The following is a 7,317-nucleotide window of genomic DNA, read 5'->3' as shown; positions in this document are numbered from 1 at the left end:
TGTTGTGATGGCAACCACATCCATCATCAAATTCAAAATACGGTTATTCCAAAAGAAGAAGATCTGTACCGCCTGGCTGAACTGTTTAAAATCTTTGGTGATCCCACCAGGATTCGGATACTCTATGCGCTGTCCGCTTCCGAACTGTGCGTATGTGACATTGCAGAACTCCTTGGAATGAGTCAGAGTGCGATCTCCCATCAATTGCGGGTTTTGAAACAAAGCCACCTGGTAAAATTCCGCAGAGAAGGAAAAACGATCTTTTATTCCCTGGCTGATACCCATGTATCTACGATTCTGAATCAGGGATTGGAACATGTGGAAGAATAATTTTATAATTTCCCCTTTCCTTTTTCAGAAAAAAGTATTACAATAAACGTAATTATGTTGTCATAAATTATGAAAGGAGTCAGGATTATGGCTAAAAAAAATAGAAAATTCTTACTTGGTGCTGCTGTAATAGGTGTTGCTATCGCAGGAGGTATCTATTACTTAAATAAATGCAAACAACAAGATGATACATGGGAGGATGATTTCGAAGACTTTGAAGACGACTTCGAAGATGATCTGGATGAAGAAGATGATGTTACTCCGGTTGCAAGAGAATATGTCACCATACCAAAAGAATCTCATACGCCTGAAAAAACTCCGGAAGATACATCTGCCGATGATACAGATGATTCAGATGATACAGATGGACAGACCGAAGATATTGCAGCGGAAGAAAACGAAGAAGACACAACGCAAGAATAAACCGTTGTGCTTAATATAACAAGAAATAGAAAAACACCAGCAAATGGAAGCGCCCTGGTAATGAAATTAATCAGACTTACGGGACAATCCATATATAGCTGGTGTTTTTCTATTTTCGCGGGCTGTATTTACAGCAAACCGCACCTCATTCAATAATCCAAGCATGAATCAGCCGGTTTACCGCTTCTGCGATATCTTCTTCACACAGATTTGCATATCCCAGAATCACCGTAGGCATCGTTGTTTCTCTGGGAGCCGCCACATAGTAGGCAGACAGCCCATAGACTTTCACTCCTTTCAGGCGTGCACGCTCTATTGCATCATCTTCCGACATTCCATTTACAAAGCTTAACAAAACATGAACACCTGCATTTTCTCCTGATATAGTACAGATGCTTTCCAATCCTTTGAGCCTGTCCAGCAAAACATCATGTCTGCTTTTATAAATTGCACGCATTTTGTTAAGATGTCTCTCATAATAACCCTCATTCAGAAATCTGGAAATGATCATCTGATCTACCCTGGACACCGTAGAAGAAAATATTTTACCGATTTCATCGTATACCGCTAAAAGCCTTTTGGGCAGAACCAGATAACTCACACGAATAGCAGGAGCTATTGACTTGGAAAACGTTCCGATATAAATCACTTTATCATGGCTGTCATAGCCCTGTAAAGCGGGTATTGGTTTCCCTTTGTACCGGAATTCACTATCATAGTCATCTTCGATGATATAACGATTCTCGTCCTCTGACGCCCATTTTAAGAGCTGCATCCTCCGTTTAATCGGCATAATGGTTCCCAGGGGGAATTGATGGGATGGCATAACATAGGCAATATCTGCCCTGGAATTTTCAAGCTCTGCCACATCCATTCCATTCTTATCCATATTAATGACCAGCATCTCATTGGAAAGTACATTCAGAATATCATATGCCTTTTTATAAGTTGGATTTTCCATTGCTATGATATGTCCTCTTCCAAGAAGATTACATAAAAGCATAAGCAGATAATCATTCCCGGCTCCAATAATAATCTGCTCCATACTGCAGTTTACACCACGTGCCTGATGCAGATATGCAGCAATCGTCTCGCGTAGTTCGCTCTCTCCTTTGGGTTCACCAAGCTGAAAAAAATCCTTATTATCCTCCAGCAGAATATTTTTGGAAATCTTTCTCCATGCATTATGGGGAAAACTGTTTAAATCCACCCCGCTGGGGGAAAAGTCATATTCATAATGCTCTTTCATTTCCTCCGCAGCCTTTTTGGGAACCTGCACAGCTGTAGAAAGACGGTACAGTCCATCCAGATCACTTACGAAATATCCTTTACAGGGCACCGCTTCTATATATCCTTCTGACAGCAGCTGTTCGTAAGCCAATTCTACCGTACTTCTGCTTACCTGGAGATATTTCGCCAGATTGCGGGTAGAGGGCAGCCTCTTTTTAAAAGGCAGCCCTCCGTTTTGGATATCATTTTTAATATATTCATATATTTGCTCATACAGGGGTCTGGATGAATGAACATCCAGACTGATCGTCAATTCGTTCATATATTTCTCCCGCAGCTAAACATTATTTCGGCAGTTTAAAAGAACTCTTTAGAGATACTATCCGGTTAAATACCAGTGCATCCGGTTTGGAATCTTTGGCATCCACACAGAAAAATCCCTGGCGCACAAACTGGTAGCTCTCATAGGCTTTGGCATCTGCCAGATTTGGCTCTACAAAACAGTCTTTTAAAATCACCAGTGAATTTGGATTCAGGTTCAGGCTGCCGTCTTCGTTATAGACACCTTTTTCTTCATCAATAATATTTTCATAGAGACGTACTTCTGCTTTCAATGCAGTTGGTGCTGCTACCCAGTGAATGGTGCCTTTTACCTTACGTCCCGTAAATCCGGTGCCGCATTTTGTCTCAGGGTCATAAGTACAGTGTATTTCCGTTACTTTGCCGTCCTCATCCTTTATAAAGCTTTCACATTTCACGAAATAGGCATTCATTAAACGCACTTCATTTCCAGGGAACAGACGGAAATATTTTCTTGGAGGTTCTTCCATAAAGTCTTCTCTGTCAATATATAATTCCCGGCAGAACGGTACTTTACGTTTTCCCAGGCTTTCATTTTCCAGGTTATTGTCAACATCCAGATATTCAATCTGTCCTTCCGGATAATTGTCTATTACTAATTTAATAGGATCTAAGACTGCCATCATACGCGGTCTCTTCAGCTTTAAATCCTCCCGGATACAATATTCCAGCATCGCGTAATCAACAGAGCTCTGGCTTTTGCTCACGCCGCACAAATCCATGAACATTTTAATGGACTCCGGTGTAAATCCACGGCGCTTTAAAGCAGCAATGGAAACCAGTCTCGGGTCATCCCAGCCATCTACGATACCATCTTCCACAAGCCTGCGGATATAACGCTTTCCGGTTACTACATTGGTCAGATATAATTTTGCAAATTCAATCTGCTTTGGAGGATGGGGATATTCCAGCTCACGGACTACCCAGTCATAAAGAGGTCTGTGGTCTTCAAATTCCAGAGTACAGATCGAATGTGTAATGCCTTCAATTGCATCCTCAATGGGATGGGCAAAGTCATACATAGGATAAATGCACCATTGATCTCCGGTGTTGTGATGTGTCATATGTGCAACACGGTAGATAATCGGGTCACGCATGTTGATATTCGGTGAGGACATATCGATTTTTGCCCTTAACACTCTTTCGCCGTCTGCATATTTGCCATTTTTCATATTTTCAAATAATTCCAGGTTCTCTTCTATGCTTCTGTCCCGGAAAGGGCTGTTCTTTCCCGGCTCCTTGAGGGTTCCGCGATATTCTCTGATCTGCTCTGCATTCAAATCGCAGACATAGGCTTTTCCTTTTTTTATCAGCTTCACAGCACATTCATACATCTGGTCAAAATAATTAGATGCAAAAAACAGGCGGTCTTCCCAGTCTGCACCCAGCCATTTAATGTCTTCTTTGATAGACTCTACAAATTCAATTTTTTCCTTTGTAGGGTTCGTATCATCGAACCTCATATTAAACTTGCCCTGATACTGCTGTGCCAATCCATAGTTTAACAGGATTGACTTTGCATGTCCTATATGAAGATAGCCGTTTGGCTCTGGCGGGAATCTGGTACATACTGTCTCGCAATGTCCTTCTGCTAAATCTTTTTCAATAATCTGCTCAATAAAATTTTTGGAAACTGTCTCTTTTTCCATGTCTTTCCTCCTAGGATATAGTCTGTTTTTCATAATACCATAATTTTCTCAAAATTACAACGCTGGTATTTACTTTTCTCTACTCTTATATTATGATGTTAACATATCAATTTTGGGGGAACTTATATGTATTATTTTATTGTAAATCCGAAATCCAGTTCCGGTAAGGGCCGGAAGATCTGGAATATGCTGGAGAAGGAACTTAGAGAACGTAAAATAAAATACACCGTCTATTTTACCAAGAAGAAAAACCATGCTCTCCGGCTGGCTGAATTAATCTCCACTACTAAAAATCCCTGTACGATTGCGGCTGTGGGCGGAGACGGAACCGCCAATGAAGTAATCAATGGGCTTAAAAATCTGGACTCTATCGTGTTTGGTTATATTCCAACCGGCTCCAGCAATGATCTTGCAAGAGGTCTGCACCTTCCGGTGAATCCACTGGATGCCTTAAACGCGGTTCTTTATCCAGCTATCATTCAAAAAGTCAGCATCGGTGTCAATCAAAGCAGGCAGGAATGCAGAAACTTTATCGTCAGTACCGGAATTGGATTTGATGCCGCAGTCTGCCACGAAGCCCTGCACTCCAATATAAAAAAAGCTTTAAACAAGTTTAAACTAGGCAAACTGACCTATCTTGGAATTGCCTTAAAACAGCTGTTCGTGTTGAAACCGGCTTCTATGACGCTGACCATGGATGCTAAAAGGAAACATTTCTATAAAAATGTATATTTTATTGCTGCTATGAATACCCAATACGAAGGGGGCGGATTTAAGTTCTGCCCAAGAGCGGATGCTTCCGATGATATTCTGGATATCTGCGTAATCGAAAAAATGTCCAAGTTAAAAGTACTGTTACTGCTTCCCACTGCATTCTTAGGAAAACATACCGGTGCAAAGGGTGTACATATTTTCCGCTGCCACCGGGCAAGGATACAGACAGAAGTTCCTCTTGCAGTCCATGCTGACGGTGAATCTTTTGATTTCCGTTCTGATATTGAAATCTTTTTTGAATCCAAAAAACTCTCCATTATCCTAGGATAAGGGAGAGTTTATGTTTAATTATTAATTAAATCCGAAAAATTTTCTGGTTAACTTATATGCAGCTACGGACACATTCCTTCCGCTCTTTCCAGGGAGATTCACGGTACGTCCAAGCAGGCCGGTACGTATCTTGATATAAAGTCTTCGGTCCACCTTCTTTAAATAGGACCACAATTCTTTCTTCTTCTCAAAGTTTTCATCTGTTTCCGAACGAATCAGCATAATGGAAGACACCGTCATAATAATATCCAGATAGTTCAGCATATATTTGCGGAGCTTCTTATTAGAAACTTTTGCTGACGCCATCGTATCTATCATGATTTTATTCACCCGGATCTGCTGATCTATCCTGCGTATCATAACCTCTTCATTTACGGACTGGTCATCTCTTCCTATAAAGTAATGATAGAAGTTTACATCCAGATAATACATATTTTTCACGTAAGGCAGGGGCTGAAATACAAACAGGTTGTCTACATAGAATGTATGCTTTGGCAGCTCCAGTCCGCATGCTTTTAAAAGCTGGGTTCTGTATATTACAGAATGCATCAGGATATAGTGCCCCTTCCTGAGATTGTGGACTTCATCCCAGGTGAAAATTTCATTCTGTGGAAACGCAGAACGGTACTGCATGACTTTCTTTCTGCGCGCCCCGACTTTATCATATATAAAATTACTGATAATCATATCCACGGTATTGGGTCCGCCTATCATATCTGCTATTTTGCTGAGAATAGTCCGGTATGCGTCGGGATCCACCCAGTCATCACTGTCCACTACTTTAAAATAGATACCGGTAGCATTGCGCAGCCCGGCATTTACTGCTTCTCCATGACCGCCGTTTTCCTGATGGATTGCTTTCACTATGGTAGGGTATTCTTTTTCATATTCATCTGCAATCGCTGCAGTATCATCTTTGGAACCATCATCTACTACCAGAATTTCCACATCTTCTCCACCCACCAGCAGGGATTCAATACATTTTCTCATGTACTCCTGCGCATTGTAGCATGGAATTGCAATTGATAATAATTTCATGTTATTTTCCCCTATACTTCGTATTTTTCCTGTCCTAGTTTAATTTGCAGATAATCCGCATATGCTCCAAAAGCTGCCGGAATGGGATATTCCTCCTGGGTTTTCCAGGGTTCAACAAACAGCATTCCCGTATCTTTTGCATTTTCCAGTTCTTCAACCTGAATGACATATCCCGTCATTCTCCATTCCACATGGCTGAAAATGTGTTTCGATTCTCTCAATTCCCGAATCCGGATTGGTGCAAAATTACGTTCTTTTAGATACACCAGCACTTCATCTGCCGTCAAATGTCCTTCCAGGTTCGGCAATTCATACAGCCCCGCCAAAAGTCCCTTTTTCGGACGTTTTCTTATCGCTGCTTTGTCACCGTCTTTTATCACCAGCACCGTTTTTTCTTCGATCCGCCTTGGCTTTTGTTTTGCTTTCTTAGGCAATTCCATTACGATATCCAGTTCCCTTGCTTTACAGATCGATGCAAGGGGGCAGATATCACATTTTGCCATTCCATTTGGTACACAGACTGTAGCACCAAGTTCCATTAATGCCTGGTTGAAGTCTCCGGGGCATTCTTTTGGCATGATAGCCTTGATATCCTCTTCCATCTTCTTGCGGACAGACGGTTTCATTATATCATCTTCACTTGCCATTACCCGAGAAATTACCCGAAGTACATTCCCATCCACTGCGGGTACCGGGATGTTATAGGCGATGGATGCAACTGCACCGGCCGTGTAGTTTCCAATTCCTTTTAGTGACAGCAATGCTTCGTAATCAGCCGGAAGCTGTCCGCCAAAATCTTCTACTATGGTTTTAGCTGCTATCTGCATATTCCTTACCCGATTATAATACCCCAGTCCTTCCCACAATTTCAGCAGTTTATCTTCCTCACATGCCGCCAATGCCTGAACATCCGGCAGAGCCTTTGTAAATCGTTCAAAAAATGGTTTTACTGCCTCAACTCTGGTCTGCTGCAGCATAATCTCTGAAACCCAGATTCGATATGCAGACTTATCTTCCCGCCAGGGAAGAACCCTGGCATTTGTCCGGAACCACAAAAGCAGTGGTTCCACAATCTCATTTAACATATATTCTCCTAATATTAACTATAAAATAACTTTAATTTCTGTATCTATTTTTATGCTGTCCTCTGTAACATTACTGTCATACGCCAGTATATGTACACCTGCCTGCCTAGCCTGGCGGAGTGCATCACCAAATTCCGGGTGGGTTAAGTCATTTGGCC

8 protein-coding genes are annotated in these 7,317 nt (G+C 41.6%); 3 read left to right on the top strand and 5 right to left on the bottom strand.

Annotated features, from left to right (window positions below; translation table 11 throughout):
• Window positions 1-18: 18 nt before the first annotated feature.
• The gene (locus ACH2DQ_RS18880) at window positions 19-330 is read left to right on the top strand and encodes an ArsR/SmtB family transcription factor (protein WP_395027839.1); all 312 of its coding nucleotides are present in this window, start codon (window positions 19-21) and stop codon (window positions 328-330) included.
• Between the two features lie 87 nt (window positions 331-417).
• Complete coding sequence (locus ACH2DQ_RS18875) at window positions 418-753, top strand: hypothetical protein (protein ID WP_394915707.1); 336 nt, start codon at window positions 418-420, stop codon at window positions 751-753.
• Between the two features lie 145 nt (window positions 754-898).
• Here the strand turns inward: ACH2DQ_RS18875 and ACH2DQ_RS18870 are convergent, their stop codons facing one another.
• Entirely contained in the window at window positions 899-2,305 is a 1,407-nt protein-coding gene (locus tag ACH2DQ_RS18870) for a PLP-dependent aminotransferase family protein (RefSeq protein ID WP_394915708.1), read from the bottom strand.
• 22 nt (window positions 2,306-2,327) lie between these two features.
• The gene (locus ACH2DQ_RS18865; protein ID WP_395027834.1) at window positions 2,328-3,992 is read right to left on the bottom strand and encodes a glutamine--tRNA ligase/YqeY domain fusion protein; all 1,665 of its coding nucleotides are present in this window, start codon (window positions 3,990-3,992) and stop codon (window positions 2,328-2,330) included.
• Window positions 3,993-4,118: 126 nt separating this feature from the next.
• On the opposite strand from ACH2DQ_RS18865, the gene ACH2DQ_RS18860 reads away from it, so the two are divergent.
• Complete coding sequence (locus tag ACH2DQ_RS18860) at window positions 4,119-5,036, top strand: diacylglycerol/lipid kinase family protein (RefSeq protein WP_394915710.1); 918 nt, start codon at window positions 4,119-4,121, stop codon at window positions 5,034-5,036.
• Window positions 5,037-5,057: 21 nt separating this feature from the next.
• Here the strand turns inward: ACH2DQ_RS18860 and ACH2DQ_RS18855 are convergent, their stop codons facing one another.
• The 3 genes from ACH2DQ_RS18855 to ACH2DQ_RS18845 all read right to left on the bottom strand — a co-directional run.
• Window positions 5,058-6,074, bottom strand: a complete 1,017-nt coding sequence (locus tag ACH2DQ_RS18855; protein ID WP_394915711.1) for a glycosyltransferase family 2 protein — start codon at window positions 6,072-6,074, stop codon at window positions 5,058-5,060.
• Window positions 6,075-6,085: 11 nt separating this feature from the next.
• On the bottom strand, window positions 6,086-7,159 hold the full coding sequence (gene mutY, locus ACH2DQ_RS18850) for an A/G-specific adenine glycosylase (RefSeq protein ID WP_394915712.1): 1,074 nt from the start codon (window positions 7,157-7,159) through the stop codon (window positions 6,086-6,088).
• 18 nt (window positions 7,160-7,177) lie between these two features.
• On the bottom strand, window positions 7,178-7,317 hold a 140-nt coding region (locus tag ACH2DQ_RS18845), incomplete at its 5' end, for a DNA/RNA nuclease SfsA (protein ID WP_395027837.1).

The organism is Robinsoniella sp., from assembly GCF_034124845.1.
The sequence above is the reverse complement of the archived record's forward strand: the minus strand, read 5'-3'. Positions and strand labels throughout refer to the sequence as shown.